The 22,365-nt window shown below is 72.7% G+C and carries 19 protein-coding genes and 1 pseudogene; 9 read left to right on the top strand and 11 right to left on the bottom strand.

Annotated elements, in window-relative coordinates; translation table 11 throughout:
• Window positions 1-108: 108 nt before the first annotated feature.
• Both AB0E24_RS10580 and AB0E24_RS10575 read right to left on the bottom strand, forming a co-directional pair.
• Window positions 109-864 (bottom strand): alpha/beta fold hydrolase, encoded by a 756-nt coding sequence (locus tag AB0E24_RS10580; protein WP_359376043.1) that lies wholly within the window; start codon window positions 862-864, stop codon window positions 109-111.
• On the bottom strand, window positions 861-2,030 hold the full coding sequence (locus AB0E24_RS10575; RefSeq protein WP_069866992.1) for an FAD-dependent oxidoreductase: 1,170 nt from the start codon (window positions 2,028-2,030) through the stop codon (window positions 861-863). The genes AB0E24_RS10580 and AB0E24_RS10575 overlap by 4 nt, the downstream gene beginning before the upstream one ends.
• A 130-nt stretch (window positions 2,031-2,160) precedes the next feature.
• Between AB0E24_RS10575 and AB0E24_RS10570 the strand changes: the two genes are divergently transcribed.
• A complete protein-coding gene (locus AB0E24_RS10570) occupies window positions 2,161-2,964 on the top strand; it encodes a TetR/AcrR family transcriptional regulator (RefSeq protein ID WP_359376041.1) in 804 nt (267 codons plus the stop codon).
• Window positions 2,965-3,137: 173 nt separating this feature from the next.
• Here the strand turns inward: AB0E24_RS10570 and AB0E24_RS10565 are convergent.
• Window positions 3,138-3,578 (bottom strand): annotated as a pseudogene (locus AB0E24_RS10565) (GNAT family N-acetyltransferase); the annotation flags it as partial.
• A gap of 305 nt (window positions 3,579-3,883) precedes the next feature.
• Here AB0E24_RS10565 and AB0E24_RS10560 point away from each other — a divergent pair.
• From AB0E24_RS10560 to AB0E24_RS10535, 6 genes are all read left to right on the top strand, one after another.
• Window positions 3,884-6,340 (top strand): SpoIIE family protein phosphatase, encoded by a 2,457-nt coding sequence (locus AB0E24_RS10560; RefSeq protein ID WP_147967304.1) that lies wholly within the window; start codon window positions 3,884-3,886, stop codon window positions 6,338-6,340.
• A 71-nt stretch (window positions 6,341-6,411) separates the two neighbouring features.
• The gene (locus AB0E24_RS10555) at window positions 6,412-7,569 is read left to right on the top strand and encodes a substrate-binding domain-containing protein (RefSeq protein WP_359376039.1); all 1,158 of its coding nucleotides are present in this window, start codon (window positions 6,412-6,414) and stop codon (window positions 7,567-7,569) included.
• A gap of 44 nt (window positions 7,570-7,613) precedes the next feature.
• The gene (locus AB0E24_RS10550; protein ID WP_069866990.1) at window positions 7,614-8,396 is read left to right on the top strand and encodes an ATP-binding cassette domain-containing protein; all 783 of its coding nucleotides are present in this window, start codon (window positions 7,614-7,616) and stop codon (window positions 8,394-8,396) included.
• Complete coding sequence (locus tag AB0E24_RS10545) at window positions 8,393-9,604, top strand: sugar ABC transporter permease (RefSeq protein WP_079259435.1); 1,212 nt, start codon at window positions 8,393-8,395, stop codon at window positions 9,602-9,604. Before AB0E24_RS10550 ends, AB0E24_RS10545 begins: the two co-directional genes overlap by 4 nt.
• Window positions 9,605-10,079: 475 nt before the next feature.
• Window positions 10,080-12,413: a phage holin family protein gene (locus AB0E24_RS10540; protein WP_359376037.1), complete on the top strand. Its 2,334-nt coding sequence runs from the start codon at window positions 10,080-10,082 to the stop codon at window positions 12,411-12,413.
• A gap of 122 nt (window positions 12,414-12,535) precedes the next feature.
• Window positions 12,536-13,750 (top strand): PP2C family protein-serine/threonine phosphatase, encoded by a 1,215-nt coding sequence (locus AB0E24_RS10535; RefSeq protein WP_359376035.1) that lies wholly within the window; start codon window positions 12,536-12,538, stop codon window positions 13,748-13,750.
• On the opposite strand, the gene AB0E24_RS10530 is transcribed toward AB0E24_RS10535, so the two are convergent.
• Genes AB0E24_RS10530 through AB0E24_RS10520 form a run of 3 tightly spaced genes read right to left on the bottom strand, consistent with a single transcriptional unit; the run spans window position 13,665 to window position 16,036 of the window.
• Window positions 13,665-14,702: a bile acid:sodium symporter family protein gene (locus tag AB0E24_RS10530; RefSeq protein WP_359376033.1), complete on the bottom strand. Its 1,038-nt coding sequence runs from the start codon at window positions 14,700-14,702 to the stop codon at window positions 13,665-13,667. The genes AB0E24_RS10535 and AB0E24_RS10530 overlap by 86 nt on opposite strands.
• Window position 14,703: 1 nt before the next feature.
• Window positions 14,704-15,156 carry a hypothetical protein gene (locus AB0E24_RS10525; RefSeq protein ID WP_359376031.1) on the bottom strand — a complete coding sequence of 151 codons (453 nt, stop codon included), beginning with the start codon at window positions 15,154-15,156 and terminating at the stop codon, window positions 14,704-14,706.
• A gap of 16 nt (window positions 15,157-15,172) precedes the next feature.
• Window positions 15,173-16,036 carry an isocitrate lyase/PEP mutase family protein gene (locus AB0E24_RS10520; protein WP_069866985.1) on the bottom strand — a complete coding sequence of 288 codons (864 nt, stop codon included), beginning with the start codon at window positions 16,034-16,036 and terminating at the stop codon, window positions 15,173-15,175.
• Between the two features lie 341 nt (window positions 16,037-16,377).
• Here AB0E24_RS10520 and AB0E24_RS10515 point away from each other — a divergent pair, with 341 nt between their 5' ends.
• Window positions 16,378-16,749 (top strand): nuclear transport factor 2 family protein, encoded by a 372-nt coding sequence (locus AB0E24_RS10515; RefSeq protein WP_100805788.1) that lies wholly within the window; start codon window positions 16,378-16,380, stop codon window positions 16,747-16,749.
• Here AB0E24_RS10515 and AB0E24_RS10510 read toward each other — a convergent pair.
• A complete protein-coding gene (locus tag AB0E24_RS10510) occupies window positions 16,736-17,539 on the bottom strand; it encodes a helix-turn-helix domain-containing protein (RefSeq protein WP_147967299.1) in 804 nt (267 codons plus the stop codon). The two genes, AB0E24_RS10515 and AB0E24_RS10510, sit on opposite strands and share 14 nt — an antisense overlap.
• Window positions 17,540-17,619: 80 nt before the next feature.
• Between AB0E24_RS10510 and AB0E24_RS10505 the strand changes: the two genes are divergently transcribed.
• Window positions 17,620-17,931, top strand: coding sequence for a 4a-hydroxytetrahydrobiopterin dehydratase (locus tag AB0E24_RS10505; protein WP_347211311.1), 312 nt, complete (start codon window positions 17,620-17,622; stop codon window positions 17,929-17,931).
• A gap of 41 nt (window positions 17,932-17,972) precedes the next feature.
• On the opposite strand, the gene AB0E24_RS10500 is transcribed toward AB0E24_RS10505, so the two are convergent.
• From AB0E24_RS10500 to AB0E24_RS10485, 4 genes are all read right to left on the bottom strand, one after another.
• A complete protein-coding gene (locus AB0E24_RS10500) occupies window positions 17,973-19,337 on the bottom strand; it encodes a cryptochrome/photolyase family protein (RefSeq protein ID WP_359376028.1) in 1,365 nt (454 codons plus the stop codon).
• Window positions 19,338-19,464: 127 nt separating this feature from the next.
• Entirely contained in the window at window positions 19,465-20,241 is a 777-nt protein-coding gene (locus tag AB0E24_RS10495) for an anti-sigma factor (RefSeq protein ID WP_359376026.1), read from the bottom strand.
• Complete coding sequence (locus AB0E24_RS10490; protein ID WP_359376024.1) at window positions 20,238-20,822, bottom strand: sigma-70 family RNA polymerase sigma factor; 585 nt, start codon at window positions 20,820-20,822, stop codon at window positions 20,238-20,240. Before AB0E24_RS10490 ends, AB0E24_RS10495 begins: the two co-directional genes overlap by 4 nt.
• A gap of 216 nt (window positions 20,823-21,038) precedes the next feature.
• Entirely contained in the window at window positions 21,039-22,214 is a 1,176-nt protein-coding gene (locus AB0E24_RS10485) for a S1 family peptidase (protein WP_102936957.1), read from the bottom strand.
• Window positions 22,215-22,365 lie beyond the last annotated feature (151 nt).

Here is a 22,365-nt window from a genome sequence, read left to right as displayed (position 1 = left end):
CGGCTGAAGGGGGTGGTGGCCGCCCCGAAGGGGCGCGTCCGGCCACGACGGCGTCGCGGATGAGCCAAGGCATCCCACTGCGCTTCCCACACCATCCCGGTGGAGCGCTCATCGCCCGATGGAGGCCAGGAAGTCGTCGATCGCGGCGAAGGCGGTCTCCGGGGCCTCCCGGGTGGGGAGGTGGCCCGCGCCCGGGATCAGCGCGAAGCGCGCCCCGGGGATGGCGGCGGCGTACGCGCGGCCGAAGTCGGGCGGGACGACGGTGTCGTCCGCTCCCCACACCGCGAGGGCGGGCACCGTCACCCGGGCCAGCCGGTACAGCAGCTTCGGATCCGACTTCGACGGCCCCGCGTAGGCCACCAGCGCCTGGAGGGCCGCGGGCGAGGGGCCCCGGCGCGGTGCGGGCGCGCCGGGGCCCTCACCGGGCGGCGGGCCGGGCGGTGCGGTGGGGAACCGCACCTCGTGCCCTTCGACCTCCGGTCCGAAGGCGCCCATGATGATCAGCCCGCCGATGCGGTGGCCCCGGTCGCGCACGGTCATCTCGGAGGCGATCCAGCCGCCGAAGGAGCTGCCGATGACCAGGACATCGCGCAGATCGTGGTCGTCCAGCAGGTCCAGATAGGTCTCGACGAGGTCGCCCACGTCCGAGAACCACTCGGGCCGCGGGGTGTCCTCCCAGCCCGGGTGGGTCGGCGCCAGGACCCGGGAGGTGGCGGCGAAGTGGTCCACGACACCGGCCATGGTGGCGGGCCCGCCACCGCCGTGCAGGACGAGCACGGGCCGGCCCGCGCCCACGTCCCGCACCGTCAGGGCGAGGCCGGGGTAGGGCTCGAGCGTGAATCCGCCGGTCCGGTGGGTGGTCATCGGGCCTCACCGCCCGAGGTGAGCGCGATGAAGGTCTCGCGTGCGATCCGCAGACCGTCCGGGTGGAAGAAGTCGGTGAGGTTGTCGGCGGACTGCGCGGCCGCCGCTTCGGCGCGCGGGAACATGGGTGTCTCGTAGGCGTTCAGAGCCGTCTCCAGATCGTCGTGGGTGGCGAGGGCGAGGCCGAGTTCCGCGCCGTCGAGCATGGCGAGGTTGGCGCCCGCCCCGGCGAAGGGGGACATCAGATGGGCGGCGTCGCCCAGGAGCGTGACACCGGGCATCCGGTCCCAGCGGTGGTCGATGGGCAGGGCGTGGATGGGCCGGGCGACGAGCGGGCCGTCGCTTTCGGCGATCAGCGCGCGCAGCCCCTCGTCCCAGTCGGGGAAGAGGTCCAGCAGCCGCTTCTTGGCCGCCACCGGGTCGGCGGGGTCGATCAGGCCCGAACGGCTCCACTCCTCCGGCGCCTTGACGGCGGCGTAGACGCGGACCCGGTCGCCGCCGTTGCGCTGGGCGATCAGCCCCTTCTCGTCCGCCAGGGCGAACATCGTTCCCCGGCCCACGAGTTCGGCGACGGCGGGGTGCCGGGTGTCGACGTCGCGCAGCAGACAGTCGACGTACGACAGCCCCGAGTAGACCGGGTCGGCTTCGGACACCAGGGGCCGGATCCTGGACCACGCCCCGTCCGCGCCGACCAGCAGATCCGCCTCGACGGTCCGGCCGTCGGACAGGGTGAGCGCGGGCCGCCCCGGGCCGGGGGAGGCCGAGCGGATCTTGTGGCCCCAGCGGACCGTCCCCTCGGGCAGTGAGCGCAGCAGCAGATCCCTCAGCGCCCGGCGGTCGATCTCGGGGCGCTCCTCGCCCTCGTCCCCCTCGCCCGGTTCCGGCGCGGGGATGCGGAAGCCGACCGTGGCGTCCTTGCCGAGCAGGCGCAGCTCCCCGTCCTCGGGGCGGCTGAGCGGCCGGAACTCCTCGAGCAGACCGGCGTGCAGCAGGGCTTGCCTGCCGGACTCCGGATCCATGTCCAGCGAGCCGCCCTGGTCGCGGGCGGTCGCCGACGCGTCCAGCTCGTAGACGGTCGAGGCGATGCCGTGGACGTGCAGGACACGCGCCAGCGTCAGCCCTCCCAGCCCTGCTCCGGCGATGGCGATACGGGGTGCTGTGGACATGGAGATGCCTCCCTGGCTCGGCCCCGGCTTGGCGCCGGTACGCGGCGGATGGCATGAGCGTAGGGCGACGAACGCGTTCGTGGCAAACGCGTTCGTCGCGAACGCGTTCGCCAACGGGTACGATGGCGCCATGACAGCGCACCCCACCGCCCCGCGGAGCCGCCGGGAACGTCCGGCGAAACCGGCCCTGACCCGCGAAGGCATCATCGCCACCACGGTCGAACTCATGCGCGCCGAGGGCCTGGAGCGGGTCACGATGCGCCGCCTGGCCAAGGAGCTGGACACCGGTCCTGCCTCGCTCTACGTCTACGTGCGCAACATGGCCGAGCTGCACGCGGCGGTCCTGGACGAACTCCTCGGCGAGGTCGACCTGAGCCCGGCGGGGGCGGACGGGGACTGGCACGACCGGCTGGTGCGGATCCTCACCTCGTACACCTCGGTGCTGTTCGAGTACCCCGGTCTCGCCCAGTCCGCCCTGGTGGCCCGCCTCTTCGGGAAGCACTATCTGAACCTGGTGGAGGCGCTGCTCGCCCTGCTGGACGAGGGCGGTATCGAGCCCGACCGGGCCGCGTGGCTGATCGACCTGCTGCTCCAGTTCGCCACCGCGACCGCCGCCGAGCACGCCCACCGGACCCCCGGCGACACCCCCCAGAGCGAGGACGACTGGCGGGCGCTCGCCTCGGTGGTGCGGGGCGTCTCACCGCGGACCCATCCGCATATCGCCGCACTCGGCCCACGGCTGCTGTCCGGCTCTCCCCAGGACCGGCTGGCCTGGGGCTTCGACGTCCTCCTCGCCGGGGCGCGGCACACCCCGCTGCCGGAGGTGCTCTCCTCGTCCCCGGCGGACTTCCCGGAGGACCCCGCGGTGGCGTCCGAGGCGTCCGAGGCTTCCGAGGCTTCCGAGGCGAAGTCCCGGGTGGACCCCGGGGACTGAGGCGGCGGGGCTCAACTCCGCCGGAGCGCCTTCTCCATGACCAGCTCCCGGGTCGAGCCGTCCGCCGACGCAGCCGCGAGGGCGGGGCCCCCGGTGACGGGGGTTGACGGTGAGGGCCGACGGAGGGCCCTGTCGTGGCCGATCGTCCCGGGGGCCGGGACGGGCACGCACACCCCGGCCGCCGGACCCGGCTCCCGGGTGGCGACGAAGCCATGCCGCTCGTAGAGGGCGATCGCCGGCGCGTTGTCCGGGAGCACCGCGAGCCGCAGCGCCGTGGCGCCCGACCGCAGGGCCCAGGTCTCGACCGCCCCGATCAGCAGGGCGCCGACGCCGTGGCCGCGCGCCTCGGGGCTGACCCAGACGGACCTCAGCTCCGGCGGCCTCCCGCCGTCCCCGGGCATGCCGCCCGCCATCCCGACGGTCCGGCCGTCCAGCAGGGCGACGACGTGGTAGGCGCCCGGCAGCTCCAGCCGGGCGCGCCACCGCTCCTCGCCACCGCGGTGCCAGTCGGCGAGCCGGGCCTTGAAGGCGTGCGGCGCCTCGGTCAGCGCGGCCAGGCGGGCGTCCCGCCACAGGGGCCAGTCGTCCGTCGAGACCGCCCGCAGTCGCACCATGGGGCTCAGTCTCCCGTGCACCGCCGATCGCGTCGAGCCTGCCCGGCGCCCCACCCGGCCCCCGTCCATCCCCTCATCCGGCCCTCATACGGCCCGCATCCAGCCGCGCCCGCCCCATGAGGGAGATGGCCGGGTTCGGCCCGCTGTGCCATGCTTTGAGGAGAGGCGCCATCCCTTTCGAGGGGGCGCGGCAGCGAAGGCCCCGCCGGTGGTCGTGTCCGGTCGCCGCGCGGAGGCCGATTCAATGGCCCGGGTACGCCCACGAGACCGGCGGTTCACGCGCACGGAGGCGGTGCAGGCGTGCTGTGACCGGGCATGTTCTGGCGTTCACGGGGACCGCGTTGGTGGCTGTCTATGTGCTGGACGCGGAAGGTGCCGAGCTGCGGTTGGCCGAGACGGTGCGCAGCGCCGGGCGGTCGTACGCGCTGCCGGCCCACTACCCCGTGTCCGGGCGCTCGCCCGTCGCCGACGCCTTCCGCGCCGGACACCCCCTGTGGCTGACCCCCACCGAACTCGCCGCCTACGGCCCGGCCGGCCCCACCACGCCCGAAACCCCCACCACGCCCGGCGTCTCGCTGGGGGCGCTGCCGCTGGGCGGGGACGGCAAGGGGCTGGGGTGTCTGGTGGTGGTGGACGACGCGCCCGGCGGTATCGACGCCGACCGCCGCGGCTTCATCGAGCTCTACGCCCACCATGTGGCCGCCGGGGTCGAGGCGGCCGGTCCGCAGGCGCTCACCCAGCCGAAACCCGAGCTTGGCCCGACCCTGGACCGGCTGCGGGTCGGCTCGTTCGCGCTGCTCCTCGACAGCGGGCGGATGACCGCCGACACCCAGGTGCTCGAACTCTTCGGCATTCCGGGGGAGGGCTTCGACGGAAGGGTGGAGACCCTGCTGGCGGTCACCGTCCCGGACGATGTGCCCGCCCTGATGACGGCATTGGAGCCCGACCTGCTGACCTTTGGCACCGCACAGCTGGAGTTCCGGATCCGCCGGCCCAACGGGGAGCTGCGCTGGCTGGGCCTGCGTGCCCGGGTCGAGACGGGGGCGGACGGCACACCCCGACGGATGCTCGGCGTGGTCGCGGAGACCTCGTATCTGCGGCCGAGCGCCGACGAGGTGTCCTTGGTGCAGCGGTTGTCCGCCGCCCTGGCCGGGGCCACCACCGTCCGGGACGTGGGCCGGGCCGTGGTCGGCGCGCTGCGCGATCCGCTGGGGGCCGGCCGGGTCGCGGTCGCCGAGCTCCAGGCCGATCAGCTGGTGGTCGCCGTCCTCACCCCCGCCGAACCCACCGCCTGGCCCGAGGTGTGGCGGACCGCCTGGCGGTCCGAATGGCCCGAGCCGCCCAGTCACGCCCTGCCCTCGCTGGCGGAGGCGCTGCGGGGGAGGCAGATCAGCATCTGGCCCGAAGGCGCCGACCTCGAACCCGGGCTCGCCGGCATCGGCCCCGGCGGCCTCGCCGTCCTCCCGCTCCCGGCGGACGGCCGGATCGTCGGGGTGTGCCTGATCGGATGGGAGCGGCGGCATGAGTTCGGCCCGGAGGAGCGCTCGCTGCTGACCGCGACCGCCGGTCTGGTGGGGCAGGCCCTGGTGCGCGCCCACGCCCTGGACGCCGAGCACGAACTGGCCACCATGCTCCAGCGCAGCCTGCTGCCCCGGAAGCTGCCGGAGCTGCCCGGAGGAGTGGCCGTCACCCGCTATCTGCCCGCGACGATGGGCTTGGAGGTGGGCGGCGACTGGTACGACGTGATCCCGCTGCCCGACGGCCATGTGGCGCTGGTCATCGGCGATGTGCAGGGCCACAGCGCCGCGGCCGCCACGATCATGGGCCAGATGCGCACCGCCATCCGGGCCTACGCCGTGGAGGGCCATCCGCCCGATGTGGCCGTGGCGCACGCCAACCGCCTCCTCGTCGACATGGAGACCGATCTCTTCGCGACCTGCTGCTACGCCGACCTCGACATGGAGGAGGGCGAGGCGTGGTTCGTCCGGGCCGGACACATCCAGCCGCTGCTGCGCCTCCCGGACGGCACCACCCAGGAGCTCGACGTCGAGGGCGGCCCGCCGCTGGGCGTGGTCGCGGACGCCGAGTTCCCGATGACCGCGGCCGGGCTGTCCTCCGGCACCCTGCTCGCCCTGTTCACGGACGGCCTGGTCGAGTCCGCCCGGCTCGACCTGGACGACGGGGTGCGCCGGGCGCGCCAGGCGCTCGCCCGCGCCGACCCGGCCGACCCCGGAGGGGTGGCGGACGAACTGCTCGGCGGGGACAGCCGCCGCGAGGACGATGTCGCGCTTCTGTTGCTGCGCTACGACGGGATGCGGGTGCGGCCCACCCGGGCGAGCTGGACGGTGTGGCGGCTGCCCGACGCCGTGATGCACGCCCGCCGCTTCACCGCGCGCACCCTGCGCAACTGGGGTGTGGAGGACGATCTGGACGTGGCCCTGCTGGTCACCTCCGAGCTGGTCACCAACGCCCTGGTGCACACCCGGGGCGAGGTGCGGCTGAGTCTGACGCTGACCGCGGACCGGCTGCGGATCGCGGTGAACGACATGTCGCCCCGCACCCCCGTCAAACCGGCCGCCGTGGACTGGGAGGCCACCGGCGGCCGGGGGCTGCTGCTCATCGAGGCCATGTCGCAGACCTGGGGCTCGGTGCCGCTGAGCGGGGGCAAGCAGGTGTGGGGTGAGATCTCGCTGTCGTCCCCGTGGGAGGAACGGCGGACGGAGGGGGCCACGCGGACCAGGGACAGGAGGACGAGTCGATGAGCCGTTCGTGGACGCACCTCCGGACGCATTCCCGTACGCACCCTTGTACGCCCGCCGATACGCCCGCGCGCATGCGCTCCCGCACGCGCTGCCGCACGAGCTCCCTGACGCGCGATCGCCTCCGTGCGGCCGTCGCCGTCGCGGCGGGTCTTGGGCTGGCCGTGTCCCTCGCCGCCTGCGGCAAGGCCGCCCAGGTCGGCGAGAGGGTCGGCACGGCCGGGACCCATCGCGCGGCCCTGCGGATCGGCCTGCTGCTCCCGGAGAACGAGATAGTGCGTTTCGAGCGGTTCGACAAGCCGCTGATCCAGAAGCGGGTCAAGGAGCTGTGCCCGCGCTGCACGGTGAACTACGCCAGCGCCCAGCACGATCCGGCCGCCCAGCGCTACCAGATCGAAGCGATGATCACGAACGGGGCCGATGTGCTCATTCTGGACGCGGTGGACACCAGGGCCGTCCGCCACTCCGTGATCCAGGCCCGCCGCGCCAACGTCCCCGTCGTCGCCTACGACCGCCTCGCCCAGGGGCCCATCTCCGGCTATGTCTCCTTCGACGGCGCGGAGGTCGGCAGGCTCCAGGGCAAGGCGCTGCTGAAGGCGCTGGGCCCGCATGCCGAGGACCGCCGGATCGTCATGATGAACGGCTCGTCGACCGACCCCAACGCGGGCTGGTTCGAACGGGGCGCGCGGTCCGTCCTCCGCGGCAAGGTCAAGATCGCCAAGTCCTACGAGACCGTCGCCTGGCGGCCGGAGAACGCCAACCGCAACATGACCGCCGCCATCGCCGCCCTCGGCCCCCACGGCATCGACGGCGTCCTCGCCGCCAACGACGGCCTGGCCGCGGGCGCCATCACCGCCATGAAGACGGCCCGGATCCGGCCGCTCCCCCCGGTCACCGGCCAGGACGCCGAGGCCGCGGGCATCCAGCGGATCCTCTCGGGCGAGCAGTACATGACCGTCTACAAGCCGTTCAAGCCCGAGGCGTACACCGCCGCGGAGATGGCCGTCGCGCTGGGGCAGGGCAAATCGCTCAACGGGATCGCGACGCGGCGGGTCGACAACGAGACCGTCCGTGGCATACCCGCGGTGCTGCTCAGGCCGGTGGCCGTGACCGTGCACAACATAAAGAGCACCGTCATCAAGGACCGTCTGTATCGCGTCGATCAGATATGCACCGAGAAGTATGCGGACGACTGCCGCAGGGCCGGGCTCATCGGCCCGGGCGGGTCGTAGTACGACGCGGAACGAATCGCATGACGGAATGAAGGGAGGAGCGGATGGCCCAACCGTCGGCCCCGCCCCTGCTGGCGCTGAGTGGCGTCTTCAAGCGCTTCGGCGCGGTCCAGGCGCTCACGGACGTCGAGCTGGAGATCCACGCCGGTGAGGTCATCGCCCTGGTGGGCGACAACGGCGCGGGAAAGTCCACTCTGGTCAAGGTGATCGCGGGCGTCGAACCGGCCGACACGGGCACCGTCGAATGGCGGGGCCACCCCGTCCATATCGGCCGCCCGCACGACGCCCAGCACCTGGGGATCGCCACCGTCTACCAGGACCTCGCGCTCTGCGACAACCTCGATGTCGTCGGCAATCTCTTCCTCGGCCGCGAGCTCAGCCGGATCGGCGTGCTGGACGAGGTGGAGATGGAGCGCCGTACCCGGGCCCTGCTGGCGACCCTCTCCATCCGCATCCCCGATGTGCGCCGGCCCGTCGTCTCCCTCTCCGGGGGCCAGCGGCAGACCGTCGCCATCTCCCGGGCGCTGCTCGGCGAACCGCGCCTGGTGATGCTGGACGAGCCCACCGCCGCCCTGGGCATCGAACAGACCGTCCAGGTCCTCGATCTGGTGGAGCGGCTCCGTGAGCGCGGGCTCGGGGTGCTGCTGATCAGTCACAACCTGGGCGATGTCAAGGCCGTCGCGGACTGGGTCGCGGTGCTGCGCCTGGGCCGTAACAACGGGTTCTTCGACGTCACCACCACCTCCCAGGAGCAGATCGTCTCCTCCATCACCGGCGCGTCCGACAACGCGGTGACGCGGCGTGTGGCGCGGGAAGGGGAGCTGTGAGCGTACCCGGTGGATCCACGGTGCGGGGGGCCGAGCGCTTCGCCGACGCGTTCGGGCGCAGACTGGGCGGCGGCACGATCGGCTCCGTCCCGGTCGTGCTCGGACTGCTCGCGATCTGGGCCGTCTTCCAGATCCTCAATCCGCACTTCCTCTCCCCGCGCAACCTCTCCAACCTCAGCGTGGACATCGTCGGCACCGGCATGCTCGCGCTCGGCGTGATCTTCGTCCTGCTGGTCGGCGAGATCGATCTGTCGGTGGGCTCGGTGAGCGGTCTGGCCTCCGCCCTGTACGCCGTGCTGAACGTCAACCTCGGCATGGCCGAGCCGCCCGCCATCGTCCTGGGCGTGCTCTGCGGTACGGCGGTCGGCTTCGTCCACGGCTTCTTCACCGCCGTGGTCGGCGTCCCCGCGTTCGTGGTCACCCTCGCCGGACTGCTGGGGTGGTACGGCCTGATGCTCTTCATCATGGGCACCTACGGCACCATCAACCTCAACGATCAGGGCCTGGTCGCCCAGTTGACCAACTACTACTTCTCCGATGTCGCCGCCGCCTACGCACTGGCGGCGCTCGGCACGGCCGGGTACTTCCTGACCGCCTGGCGGGGCGTCAAGCGCCGCCGCGCCGCCGGAGTGCCCACCCGACCCCCGGCCGTGATCGCCCTGCGCACGGGGGCGCTCGCGGTGATCGCCTTCGCCGCCGCGTATGTGCTCAACCGGTTCCAGGGCCTGCCGCTCGCCCTCCTGATCTTCCTGATCTTCCTGGTCGTCCTCGACTACGTCCTGCGCCGTACGACCTACGGGCGGATGATCTTCGCGCTGGGCGGCGGGGTCGAAGCGGCCCGCCGCGCCGGGATCAATGTGGCCTGGGTGCGGACCTCGGCGTTCATGATGTCGAGCACGATGGCCGCCATCGGCGGTCTGTTCCTGGCCTCCCGGATCAACTCGGTCAGCCAGACCTCGGTCACCACCGACCTGCTGATGAACGCCATCGCCGCGGCCGTCATCGGCGGCACCAGCCTCTTCGGCGGCCGCGGCAGCACCTGGTCCGCCCTGCTGGGTGTGCTGGTCATCCAGTCGATCGCCTCGGGTGTGGCGCTGATGGACATCCAGACCGCCGTGCAATTCATGATCACCGGCGGGGTGCTGCTGCTCGCCGTCGTGATCGACTCCCTCTCCCGCCGCGCACAGCGGGCCCACGGCCGGGCCTAGCGGGGACCGCCTGGCGCCCGGGACCGGTCCCGGGCGCCGGCGCGCACCATACGGGTCGGCCCACGTCCGTTCCGCGATGGGAAGCCACCAGGACGCTGGACCGGTCCGCCGACGCCGTACGGCGGACTGCGGGGCGAGTGGCGGCATCCGGGGTCGGGGGCCGAGACCGATCCGGACTGCGAGCCGACGGCCGGGCCCGGTCCGGCCGCCCTCGGGGTGCCCCCTCGGAAATTAGCCCGCGTCAATGTGTGCGTACGCACGTTCGATAATCATCGCCCGGGTCTCCCACGGGCCGGAGATGGGCCGCCGGGCTCGGGCGCGAAACGTCGCGCTCCTGGCGAGCTCATGGGCTGCCGTAAGCGGAATCGATCGGTCCTGGTAACCCGGTGTCCGCCGGCTCGCGGGGGCGCTGTGCCACGCTTGAGGCCGGTTCGCGCGCATGGTGCGGGCCGGTGACGTGAAGTGAGGCCGCGGCGTGCAGAAGCCCCGATGGAAGGTCGTGGGGGGAACCCTGCTGCGGGTGACGGCGGTGTGGGCGGTGTCCACGCTCACGATGCTGGCGCTCGCCGGGATCCTCCCGGACTTCCGCTTGAAGTCAGGCGACGGTGACAGCGCGACGCAGATCGCCATCACGGCGGCCAGCGGCGCGGGCGCCTTCGGTGTGCTCAGCGCGCTGGTGTGGCCGCTGCTCGTACGGGCGTTGCTGCTGATGCCCGCGCTGGTGCTGGGGCTGCTGGTGTTCGTGCTCAACGGCTCGATGCTGCTGCTCGCCCTCAGCCTGATCCCGGACGGGCGCGGTGCCGCCGAACCCGAGACCGCCGTCGTGGTCGCGGCCGTGATGTCCGCCGCGTCATCGGCGACCAGCACCTTCCTGACCGTGCGGGACGACGGCGCCTACCGGCGGCGGCTGGCGCGGCTGGCCGGGCGGCGCAGACGGCGGCTCGGTGAGGATGGGGGGAGCGAACAGCCCCCGGGGACGGTGTTCCTCCAGCTCGACGGGGTGGGGCACGCGGTGCTGAGGGAGGCGCTGCGGGAGCGCGACAACCGGCCCCCGGTGATGCCCGCCGTCGCGGGCTGGATCCGTGGCAGCCACAAGGTCACGCCCTGGCGCACCGACTGGTCCAGCCAGACCGGCGCCAGCCAACTCGGCATCCTGCACGGCTCCAACGAGGACGTGCCCGCCTTCCGCTGGTACGAGAAGAAGACCCGGGAGGTGATGGTGAGCAACCGGCCGACCAGCGCGGCGGTGCTTCAACGCCGCGCGGCCGCCCGGGCGGGACACGAGGGGCTCCTGACGATGGACGGGGCGAGCCGGGGCAACCTGTTCACCGGCGGCGCCGATCAGCTGGCCCTGGTCCTCTCGGTCGCCGCGCGGCGCGGTAAGCACAACCGCTCCCGCTCCGGATACTTCGCGTACTTCTCCGACCCCGCCAACGCGACCCGCACCGCCGTGTCGTTCCTGGCCGAGGTGGTCCGCGAGATCTGCCAGTCCACGCGTGCCAAGCTGCGCCGCGAGACGCCCCGGGTCAAACGGGGCGGGCTGTATCCGTTCATCCGGGCGTTCGCCACCGTCGTGGAGCGGGATGTGGTGGTGACGGCGGTGATGGGCGACATCCTCTCGGGCCGTACCGCGATCTACGCCGACCTGGTGGCGTACGACGAGGTGGCCCACCACTCGGGGCCGCGCAGCCGTGACGCCCGGCAGGTGCTCGCCCGGCTGGACCGCTCCATCGCGCTGATCGCCAAGGTCGCCGAGCACGCACCGCGCGATTACCGCATCGTGCTGCTGTCCGACCATGGGCAGAGCCCCGGCGAGACCTTCGCGGGGGCGTACGGGCTGCGGCTGGAGGACCTGGTGCGGGCCGGCTGCGGGCTGCCCGTCTCGCGGCGCGCCGGGCGGACCCCGAGCGGGGCCGAGGCGCGCGAGGCGGGGCGGGCGGCGCTGCACCGGCCGGAGAAGCCCGGGGCGGACGGGGAGGTGCGGTGCGCCGGACGGGGCGCCGCCGATGTCGTCAGCGCCCACGACACCGCCGTCTCCGTTCCGATCGTGCTCGCGTCCGGAAATCTGGGCCTGGTCTCCTTCCCCGATGTACCGGGGCGGATGAGCCGCGAACAGATCGACGCCCGCCACCCCGCGCTGCTGCGCACGCTCGCCGACCACCCCGGGGTGGGCTTCGTGCTCGTACGGTCCGAGGCGCACGGCGCGGTGGTCCTGGGCCCGCGCGGCGCCGAGCACCGGCTGGACACCGGGGAGGTCCTCGGGACGAGTCCGCTCACGGTCTTCGGCCCCGGTGCGGAGGCCGCCGTACGCCGTACCGCGCACTTCCGGAACGCCCCCGACATCATGGTCAACTCCGCCTATCACCCGGCGCGCGGCACGGTGCACGCCTTCGAGGAGCAGATCGGCTCGCACGGCGGGCTCGGCGGGGAGCAGGGGCACCCCTTTCTGCTGTGGCCCGCCGGGCTGACCCCGCCGGTGGCGGCGGGGGAGGAGCTGGTCGGGGCGGAGCAGGTGCACCGGGTGCTGCGGCGCTGGCTGGAGGAGGCGTACGGGCCCCAGGTGCCGGACAGGGAGACGGCGGCCGCGGGGGAGGCGTACGCATCGGCGGCGGAGGATGCCCCGGCGGCGGAGCAACCAGTGGCGGAGGGCCGGTCGGCGGAGGGGGCGACGGACGCCGAGGTGCCCGTCGACACCGGGCCGTCCAAGGCGTCCGGCGCGGCGCGCACCGTGCCGGATTCCCGGTGGGACGGCGCGCCCGCCGCACCGTTTACCGTGGTCAGCCGGGTGGTGCCGGATAAAACCCGCTGACTTCGACGCGGCACGGGAGCCGGGCGGCGGAGGGCTCGGACGCCGCGTCGTGTGGGCGCGCACCGCGATCATTCCGTGGACGCGGTTTCGGCGCCCGCCCGTATCGGGTGTAAGGAAGAGGTATGCGCGTTCCGCCCGACCTCACCCGTATCGGTGGGGATTCGCGGTCGAGCCGGGCGCTGTTCGCCGTCCCGCTCGTCATGATCCTCGCGGTCACGGTGATCGACCTCCACACACCGCAGAACGTCCACCTCGGCCCCTTTCTGATCGCGGCACCCGCGATCACCGCGTCCTTCGCGGGCGCGGGCGGAACCGCCGCGATCGGCTCCCTCGCGGTGGTGGCCCAGATCATCATCGGTGTGTTCCACGGCGGTCTGGAGACCTCCAACCACCAGGCGCAGATTGTCGCGCTGTTCTTGATATCCGGGCTGGTGACCAGCTTCCGCTATGCCACCGACCGGCACCGACGTCGGCTGAGACAGGTCCGTTCGGTGGCCGTGGCGGCGCAGGAGGTGCTGTTGCGGCCGCTCCCCGAACGGATCGGGGAGCTGAATATCGCCTCGCTGTATCTCGCGTCCGACGAGGAGGCCCAGATCGGCGGTGATCTGTACGCGGCCGTCCGCACCGAGCGGGCGACCCGACTCGTCATCGGGGACGTACGGGGGAAGGGGCTCGCCGCGGTCGGCGACGCCGCCGTGCTGATCGGGGCCTTCCAGGGGTCGGCCTACCACAATCTCTCACTGCCGGGCATCGCCACCCACCTGGGCAGCGCCATGTGCTGGAACTGGCAGCAGACCGGCGGTGACGAGCGGAAGTCCCTGGAGTCCTTCGTGACCGCGGTGATGCTGGACGTCTACGACGACGGCCCGGTGACCGGGATGGTGAACTGCGGACACCCCTCACCCCTGCTGCTCCACAAGGGCGAGATCGCGACGCTGGACGTGCGCGAGCCCGCGGTGCCGCTGGGCATGGAGCCGCCCGAGGAGGGCGACTTCCAGGTCGAGATGTTCCGCTTCGAGTACGGCGACCTTCTGGTGCTGCACACCGACGGCGTCGTGGAGGCCCGGGACGAGAGCGGCACCTTCTATCCGCTGCCCGAACGGCTCGCGTGCTGGAAGGGCGGCAGCCCGCAGTCGCTGGTGGACTATCTCCACGCCGATCTGCTCCGGCACACCGGCGGGGCCGTCAACGACGACGCGGCCATCGTGGTGATCGCCCGGTGTGCCTGGGCGCCGCCCGCTCCTCCTCCCGCTACCCGGTCGACTCGGAGATCTGGACACGCTCGCCGGAAGCCGTGGCGGCCTCCGGCGCCCGGCGGGACCAGCGGCCCGCGATGATCGCGCACACCATCAATTGCAGCTGGTGGAAGAGCATCAGCGGCAGGATCACCGGCCCGGCCGCGGCCCCGAACAGCACCGCGGCCATGGGCAACCCCGTGGCCAGGGATTTGTTGGAGCCGCAGAAGACGATGGTGACGCGGTCCTCCCGGCCGAAGCCCAGCCGCCGTGCGGCGAACGACGTCGTGGTGAGGGCCAGCCCCAGCACCGCCCCGGCCAGCCCCAGCAGCCCGAACAGCCGGGCCGGGGTGATCTGGTTCCAGAGGCCCTCCGTCATGCCCCGGCTGAACGCCGTATAGACCACCAGCAGGATCGAGCCCCGGTCCAGGAGGGCGAGCACCTTCTTGTGGCGGCCGATGAAGGACGCGGTCCAGCGGCGCAGCGCCTGCCCGGCCAGGAAGGGGAGCAGCAGCTGGGTGGCGATGGCCAGCAGCCCGTCGACCGAGAAGCGGACGTCCGAGCCGATCAGCCACGCCGCGAGCAGCGGGGTGACGATCATGCCGAGCAGGCTGGAGTACGTCCCCGCGCAGATGGCGGCCGGGACATTGCCCCGGGCGGTGGAGGTGAGCGCGACCGAGGACTGGACGGTCGAGGGCACGACACACAGGAAGAGCAGACCCGTGTAGAGCCGGTCGGTGAGGAGGAACGGGGCGAGGCCGCCCGCGGCCAGCCCCAGCAGCGGGAAGAGCACGAAGGTGCTCGCGCCCACCACCAGGTGCAGTCTCCACTGCCGCAGTCCGCCCAGCGCCTCACGGGTGGACAGCCGCGAACCGTAGAGGAAGAAGAGCAGCCCGATCGCGATGTCCGCGGCGCTGCCGACGGCCGTGGCCGCCGCCCCGCTCGCGGGCAGCAGCGCCGCCAGCGCGACCGTCCCGAGGAGGGCGGCGACATAGGGGTCCACCGCCCTCCCGAGCCGGCCCGGCCACGACAGTGGCCAGGACTTCCGCCGCATCTCAATCACCGCTTCCGGCCTGCCACGGGGGATGGCCGATCCGCGGCAGCACCCGATCCGCGCCGGCGATGTCGCCGGCCAGGATGTCGATGGCGCCGCCGCCCCCGTCGTGGTCGCTGCCCGCCGTGCCACGGCTCAGCAGCAGGGTGTTGAGGGTGCGGTCGACCTCCAGCCACGAGTCCGCACCGGAGTTGTCGATGACCACCAGACCGCTGTGCGGCCCGGTGACGAGCGCGGGGGTGCGGTCAGGCCCGCAGTCGTCCCGCCGAGTGCCGCCCGCGGGTGGGGTCGTGGCCGTGGCGGGGACCGCTGGGGCCGCGCACAGCAGACCCGCGGCGACCGCGAGGACGAACCCGGCCCTGGACGGGCGGGGCGAGCCGGACGGGCGGGGCGAGCCGGTGTCCTTGCCCGGCTTACGGTGGCGGCCGGGGCCGGGTTCGAGGAATGAGGGCATATCGCGCGGCCTCGGCTCAGACCCTGGCGGGACGAAGGATTCCATGGTGCCTGCTGATGTTCTTCTCCAGCAGCTCCGTGGCGCCCTTGACCCCGATGGATCCGGACTTCCGGGCGTCCGGCAGCCGCCCGTCCGCCGTTTTGAGATCGCTCAGCGCCCCGTCGATCGCCCCATGGGCGGCGAACAGACAGGGTGTGCTGTAGATGGCGACATCCACCCCCAGTTCGGTCAGCTCGGAGAGGGAGAGCCTCGGCGACTTCCCGCCCGCGATCTGGTTGAACAGCAGGGGTTTGTCGCCGATGACCGTGCGGACCTTGCGGATCCACTCCACGCTGCGCACCCCGTCCACGAGGACGACATCCGCTTCGGTCTCCGCCAGCGCGGCCGCCCGGCGCAGGATCTCGGACTCCTCGGTGGCGTCCGTCCGCGCCACCACCACCATGTCCTTCCTGCTGCTCAGCACCAGCTGGAGCTTTTCGAGGTACTCCTCGAGCGGCAGGATCAGCTTGCCGTCCGCGTGGCCGCAGCGGCGCGGGCGCCGCTGGTCCTCCAGGATCACCCCGGAAGCCCCGGTGCGCTCCAGCCGCTGCACCACATGGCAGGCGACCTCGGCGTCCACATAGCCGTCGTCGATGTCCACGAGCAGATGGTGTTCGGGGAAGGCGAGCCGCAGCCGCTCCACGAAGGCGAGCATGTCGGGCCAGGCGATGAAGCCGATATCGGGAAGCCCGTAATGCGATGCGGCGAACCCGAATCCGGATACGAAGAAGCCGTTGTAGTGCTGTGCGGCGATGGAGGCCGAGTACATGTCGTAGATGCCGATGAGAGGAGTAGTGGGAGGCGAACTGACGGCATTTCGGAGGGCATTGCCGTAGCGCATGATGTCCCCTTGAGTTCGGTGCCTTTCGGCATTGCGGCACGGTGTCACGTCTGCGCGGGATAGGTCTGGGGAAGGCCAAGAAACGGTAAAGCAACCCGCCGCGTTTTCCTGAAGATGCCCGGCCCTGCTCGGGCCGGGGTCGAACGTTCCTGGAGCGCCGTGGAGCTCTTTCCGCCCGGAAATGGCACGGCCCAGGTGCTCTCCTCCCTCACCTCCATTACCTGGGCGGTAATCGACCCCCGCGCCCGGCGGCGGCAGGGTTGAGGCATCGGGTTCCGGGCCGGCGCCCTCCGGTCCGGGATCCGATGCCAACCAGGGCATTTCAATGGAGGAGTGACCAGATGACGCAGTACGACACCGCCGTCGCCCGCTACTTCGAGGCATGGAACGCCAGCGGCCCCGAGGCCATCGCCAAGGCCGTCGCCGCGGCCTGGACCGAGGACGGCGGCTACACCGACCCGCTGGCCGAGGCGCGCGGCCATGAGCAGCTGGCCGCCGTCATCGCCGGGGCCCAGAAGCAGTTCCCCGGCTGCGAGTTCCGGCTCACCGGCGCCGTGGACGGCCACCACGACATGGCCCGCTTCAGCTGGGAGCTGGTCTCCACGGCCGACGGCTCCGCGCCGGTCGCCGCGACCGATGTGATCACCCTGGCCGAGGACGGCCGGATCCGCACCGTCCTCGGCTTTCTGGACCGGGTCCCTACGACCGGCTGAACCCGCCCAGGGCGGCGGCGGTCTCCGGGTCGGCCGGGAGGAAGGTCTCGATGGCCAGCTCGGAGACCGTGACGTCCATGGGGGTGTTGAAGGTCGCGATCGTCGAGATGAACGACAGCACCCGCCCGCCGTGCTCGATCATCATCGGCAGGGCGAAGGGCGGGGTGTCACCGGCGGTCGCCGTCTCCCGGCCACCGGTCTCGGGCAGCGGATAGGCGGCCACCTCGTCGTACAGCGCGCGCAGCGGCGAGGAGCGCATCAGCGCCAGCTGCCGGTCCATCTGGTCCAGCAGATGGCCACGCCATTCGCGGAGGTTGCGGATGCGCGGGGCGAGCCCCTCGGGGTGCAGGGTGAGGCGCATCGCGTTCAGCGGGGGTTTCAGCAGATGGTCCGCCACCCCCTCCAGGAGCGCCGCGATACCCCCGTTGGCCGCCAGCACCTGATAGGTGCCGTCCACCACCAGCGCGGGAAACGGCTCATAGCCGGTCAGCAGCCGCTCCAGGGATTCGCGCAGGGCGTTCATCGACGGGTCGTCCACCGACCGCTCCGGATAGTGCGGGGCGTAACCGGCGGCGATCAGCAGGGCGTTGCGCTCGCGGACGGGGACGTCGAGATGGTCGGCGAGCCGGAGCACCATCTCCTGGCTGGGCCGCGACCGGCCGGTCTCGATGAAGCTGATGTGACGTGCGGAGGAGTCGGCGCGCAGCGCGAGCTCCAGCTGGCTGATCCGGCGGCGGTCCCGCCACTCGCGCAGCAGTGTGCCCACCCGGGGCGGCGCGGCAGTCGTCATGAGCCGAAGGTAGCCGACGGCGAGCGGTGCCCATGGCAGGGTGGAGGGGCCACCGGTCACCCGCGACGAAGGGATGTGTCATGGCAGTCCAGCCGCTCACGGACCAGGAGATCCAGCGCCGTCTGGAGGCGCTTCCCGGCTGGTCGTTCGCGGACGACCGGCTCTCACGGACGTATGTCTTCAAGGGCCATCCGCAGGCGGCCGGGCTGGTGGCGGAGATCGCCACGATCCAGGAGGAGCTCGACCACCACTCCGATCTGACCCTCGGCTACAACAAGGTCGGCGTCTCGGTGAACACCCACAGCGTCGGCGGCAAGGTGACCGCGCTCGACTTCGAGCTCGCCGGCCGGATCGAGGAGATCGCCCCGCAGCACGGCGCCCGCGCCGACTGACCGGCCGTACGGACCCCAGAGGTCCGGGCTGACCTCGGAGGTCAGCCCCGGGCGTGCCGGAAGCGGGCCAGCCCCTCCTGGAGGTCCACGATCGGGTCGGGGTAGTCCAGCCGGTCCCGCTCGGCCTTCGGCAGCCGCCAGGGCGTATGGACGCCGGAGCCCGCCACCTCGGCCAGCTCCGGCACCCAGCGCCGCACATACGTGCCGTCCGGGTCGAACCGCCGGGCCTGCGCCAGCGGGTTGAGGACCCGGTTCGGCCGGGTGTCGGTGCCGGTGCCCGCCGCCCACTGCCAGTTCAGCTGGTTGTTGGCCACATCCCCGTCCACCAGCAGGTCCAGGAAGTGCCGGGCGCCGATCCGCCAGTCCTGGTAGAGCGTCTTGGTGAGGAAGCTCGCCACCAGCAGCCGCGCCCGGTTGTGCATCCAGCCCTCGTGGCGCAGCTGCCGCATCCCCGCGTCGACCAGCGGATAGCCGGTGCGCCCGGCCTTCCAGGCCGCGACCTCCGCGGTGTCCTCCCGCCACCGGTCGCCCCGCGGGCGGTAGTCGGCGTGCGCGGCGTCCGGCCGGGCGGCCAGCACCTGATGGTGGAAGTCCCGCCAGGCCAGCTGCCGTACGAAGGCGTCGGCGCCCGGTCCGCCCGCCTCCCGTGCCCGGTGCACCAGCTCCGCCGGGGACAGACAGCCGAAGTGCAGATACGGGGAGAGCCGGGAGGTGGCGTCGCCCGCCAGGTCGTCCTGCCGGTCGGCGTAACTCCTCAAGCCCGACCGCCACCAGGAGCGCATACGGCGGCGGCCCGCCGTCTCCCCGCCCTCGGGCAGCCCGGGGGAGGGGCTGCCCGGGGCGAGCGAGGTGACCGCCGCCACCGGCTCCGAGCGCGCCCCGGACGGCACATCGACCGTGCGCGGCGCGGTGAGCGGCTGCCGGAGCCCGGCCCGCTGCCAGGCGCGGAAGTACGGGGTGAAGACCGCGAAGTGGTCCTTGCCCGCCGGGGTCACCTCGCCCGGTTCGACCGCCGTCACCACCGCGCCGTGCACCCGCAGCCGCCGTCCGTCCGCCTCCAGCGCCTCGCGCAGCCGCCGCTCGCGGCGGGTGGCGTAGCCGCTCACCCCGCCCGCGATATGCACCTCGTCCGCGTCCGTCTGCCGCGCCGCCCGCAGGATCTCGGCCACCGCCTCGCCCTTGCGGACCACCAGCCGCCCACCGCGTCCGCGCAGGCCCGCGTCGAGGTCGGCCAGCGCGTCCGCCAGGAACGCCACCCGGTTGGGGACGGCGAACCCGGTCCCGGCCAGGTCGCGGTCCACGACGAATAGCGGAACGACCCGCTCCGCGGAGCCCGTCGCGCCGCGCAGCACGGGGTTGTCGGACAGCCGCAGATCGGAGGTGAAGACGGAGAGGGACGTGCTCATCCCTCTCCCTTACCTCACGCGGCCCCGCAGATCGGGGCATTTCACCCGATGTCGCCCGCTCGTGCCGAGGGGAACGGCACGCCGGGAGGAACGTCGTGCCGGGAGGAACGGCACGCCGGGGGTGATGTCACGCCGGGGGGAACGTCAACAGGACCAGCGGATCGCTCGTCGGTGCCTTCGACCCTCCGGCCGGTTCGATCGTCACCCCCATCGCCGACGCCTTCCCGACCGCCCCGCTGAGGACCGCCGCCGCGCTCCGGCCCGAGGAGTCCATCAGACCGGCCGGGCGCATGGTGCCGCCGTCGCTGAACCACAGCTGGTAGATCCGCCCGGCGGGCGGCTCGGGCAGCCCCGAGGCGAGGAAGGCCGCCTGGTTCAGCCCGTGCGAGACCACTACCGTGCCGGTCGAGCCGTCCGCCATCCGGCCGCTGCGGCTGCGCGCGTCGGGCGCGGCCAGCACCCGGGTCACCTCCTCCGCCGCGGCCACCCGCCGCTCGGAACGGTCGGCCGTGTCACGGGCGTCGGACGCCTCCCGGTACTGCCACACCGCGGCCCCGCCGAACGCGGCGGCCGCGGCCACACAGGCCGCCAGCGCGAAGCTCATCGCCCGCCGCCCGGTGCGCCGCCGGGGGCCGGCGTGGGACTCCCGGGCCTCCCGCGCCGCCACCCGGGGCGGCTCCTGGCGGACCGTGGCGATCCGCCGCATCACATCGTCCTTCATCGTCGGGGGCGGCGTCAGAGCCGTGGCCACCGCCAGCTTCGCGGCGGTCTCCCGCAGCTCCCGCACCTCCTGACGACAGGCGTCACAGACCGCCAGATGCCGCTCGAACTCGGTCAACTCCCGCCCCGACAGGGCGTACACCGCATACGCCCCGGTCAATGTGTGCAGATCCGCCCTGGTCATGCGCCGACCCCCATGCAGTCCCGGAGCCGGATGAGCCCGTCCCGGAGTCTGGTCTTCACGGTCCCGAGCGGCAGGGACAGCAATTCCGCCACCTCACGGTAGGAACGGCCCCGGTAGTAGGCGAGGGTCACCGACTGACGCTGGAGCTCGGTCAGCGTCCGCATGCACCGCCGCACCTGCTCGCGTTCGAGCCTGGCCTCCACCTGCTCGGTCACCTCTTCGAACGCCGGGGTACGGGAGAGCAGCGCGGCGCGCTCCTCGCGGTCGGAGGCGGCCTGCGCCGAGCGCACCCGGTCCACGGCGCGCCGGTGTGCCACCGTCATGATCCAGGCCATGGCGCTGCCCCGGCCCGGTTCGAACCGCGCCGCGGACCGCCACACCTCGACCAGGACCTCCTGGGTGACCTCCTCGGCCTGGGCCGGGTCGCGCAGCAGACTGCGCGTCAGCCCCAGGACGGGCCCGCTGACGGCGTCGTAGAGGGCTCCGAACGCGTTCTGGTCCCCCCGGGCCACCATCTGGAGCAGCTCTTCGAGGTCCGGTCCGCGCGCGGCCGGTCCGCCGATGTACACGGGTTCTCTCACAAGCCGTCCTTCCGGGAACGATGCGGCGCACACGGGGGTGTCGTACCTCATTCGTCGCCCGGACGGGTCCGGATTGGTCAAGGTGCTCCGAACACATCAAGGTGTGCCGGACACGCGCTACGGGGCTGCGGACACGCGCCGCGGGTGTGCGGACACGCGCGAGGCCACCGGCGGCCCGCTCGGCCGCGGCGGCCTCGGCGCCCCGGCGCCCCGGCGTCAGTCAGTGGTGAGGGTGAGCCCGTAGGTCGTCAGGATCGGGTTCACCGGCTGGTAGTACGTCGTTCCGCCGACGGTGCAGTTGCCGGAGCCGCCGGAGGTGACGCCCTGCGCCTCGCTGCCCGAGATGTACGGGCCGCCGGAGTCACCCGGTTCGGCGCAGACGTTGGTGCGGGTGACGCCCCTGACCGTGCCCTGGGGATACTGCACGCTGGTGTCGTGCTGCTGGATGGTGCCGCAGTGCCAGCCGGTCGTCGAGCCGGAGCGGCAGACGGACGAGCCCACCGGCGCCGCCTGCGAGCCGGTGACGGTGACATTGGCGCCCGCGGGGCCGATCACCCACGGCTGCGGAGTCCAGTCGGCGTTGGTGGACACCCATGCGTAGTCACTGCCGGGGAAGGTGGAGCCCTGGAAGCTGCCCTGGGCCACCCGGTTGAAGCCGGTGGTGGTGTCGCCCGGACTGCCGCAGTGGCCGGCGGTGACAAAGCCGTTCCGCTCGCCCTGGGCCACCGGGAAGCCGATCGAGCAGCGGCCGGCGTCGTTGATGTAGAACGCCTCGCCGCCGCGCAGGTCGTACAGCGGGCCCGGCCGCTCGGCCGACTCCACCACCCGTACGACCTCCCGGTCCGCACCGCTCGCGGCGACGAACGCGGCCGCCTCGTCGGGCTTGGCCGACTGCACCACGACGCTGTTGCTCTTGACGTCGACATACCAGGCGGAGGCGACATCGGCCGCCGGGGGCCGCTCCGAGGCGGCGCGGTCCAGGGCCTCCTTGGCGTCGGTGAGGGCCTTGAGGTTGTGCTTGACGACGGCGGCCTTGGCGCCCCCGGCCGTGATGGTGCCGCTCTGCTGCTCGTCGGTGGTGGCGACGGTGAGCTCGGCGGTGTTGCCGGACACCCACGCGCCGCCGTAGGTGCTGCCCAGGCTCTTGCGCAGGCCCGGTTCGGCGGCCCCGGCCCGGAACTCGTTGGATATCCGCATCCGTGCCTCATCGGCCGTCAGGCCCAGATCGCGCTGCATCGAGGCCAGCATCTCGGGGGGCACCTCCCTCCGGGGCCGGGGGGAGGGTTCACCGGGATCAGCCACCGCGGGTATGCCGTTCCCCAGGAAGAGGGCGGCTATCGCGATGGTGCAACCGGCGGCCAACTCGAGGCCGTGACGGCGTCTGCGGGACATCTTCGGTCTCCTCGGCTAGGGAAGTGGTCACGCTGTGTACCCATCTGGGCGCCAAGCGTAATTGCCGGGGACGTGCCTCGCTCGGTGGGCCGCATCGGCCCCGTATCGGGGGTCATGCGCCCGGGATATGCCACGACGCGGCCGGGGGCGA

Origin of the sequence: Streptomyces malaysiensis subsp. malaysiensis (genome assembly GCF_040653035.1) — a bacterium.
Classification (GTDB): Bacteria; Actinomycetota; Actinomycetes; order Streptomycetales; family Streptomycetaceae; genus Streptomyces; species Streptomyces malaysiensis.
This window is presented reverse-complemented; position numbering and strand designations above follow the sequence as displayed.